This is a genomic window from Calothrix sp. CBUCES-K 9914 (genome assembly GCF_059640475.1).
In genome coordinates, this window is the sequence record NZ_JBXXZH010000550.1 from 1 (window position 1) to 1,023 (window position 1,023).

Annotated in this window: 1 protein-coding gene; it reads right to left on the reverse strand. The window is 37.8% G+C overall.

Annotated elements, in window-relative coordinates; genetic code table 11:
• Nucleotides 1-1,023 (reverse strand): condensation domain-containing protein (locus AC2JBO_RS45000; RefSeq protein WP_496960098.1); only part of this gene is annotated, 1,023 nt, incomplete at both ends.

The following is a 1,023-nucleotide window of genomic DNA, read 5'->3' on the forward strand; positions in this document are numbered from 1 at the left end:
AATTAACCCTTCTACTTCACTGCGGTTACGGTTGGCAATTGGTACACCAATGGCAATATCATCTTGATGAGTGTAGCGGTAGAGTAAAATTTGGAATGCTGCCAGTAAGGTAATAAATAAGGTTACTCCTTCTTGCTGTGAAAGAGTTTTTAGTGCTTGACTTAGGGTTTTAGGCAGTTGTAAAAATTTTCTTTTGCCTTTATGAGTTGCTAATTCTGGTCTTGGTCTATCTGTTGGCAAATTTAGTACTGAAATATTATCTAAATGATGGCGCCAGTAATTTAATTGGTTTTGTAATATGTCTCCTTGGAGGTATTGACGTTGCCAACGTGCAAAGTCTGAGTATTGGATAGGTAATTTGGGTAATGGTGTGTTTTGGTAGAATGCTACGATTTCTTTAATTAGCACTCCAATAGACCAACCATCAGAAATGATGTGGTGCAGATTAACCAATAATATATGCTCTGTGTCATCTAACCTAAGTAGTATTATGCGTAGTAAAGAGCCTTTTAATAAATTGAAAGGAGTTTGAATTTCTTGACTAATTACCTGTTGTGCTTGTGCAGAGCGCTCTTTTTCTGCTACGTGACGTAAATCTATGATTTTTAAAGGTGTTTGTAATTCGGGAGCGATAACTTGAATTGGTTGTTCTTGGTGTAATACAAAATTGGTACGTAAAGCATCGTGGCGCCGAATTATTTCTTGAAAAGTAAATTGAAGTGCTGTTATGTCTAGTGTACCTATAAGACGAAGCGCAAAGGGGACATTATAGAAAGGATTATTTGGTACTAACTGGTCAAGAAACCATAACCTCTGTTGAGCAAAAGAAAGAGGAGGGTTTACAGATGTAGAGACGTGATATATCACGTCTCCTCCACATAAAGGTAGTATTGCAGTATCAGTAGAGTTAGGCGTATTATTGATAAAGGAGATAATTTCAGGTTTGCGTTTTTGAATTTCTGTGCGTAGTTCGGGTGTAAGTATCCCTTCGGGAGCGGAGCAAAGTAGACGTTCGTCTTCGAC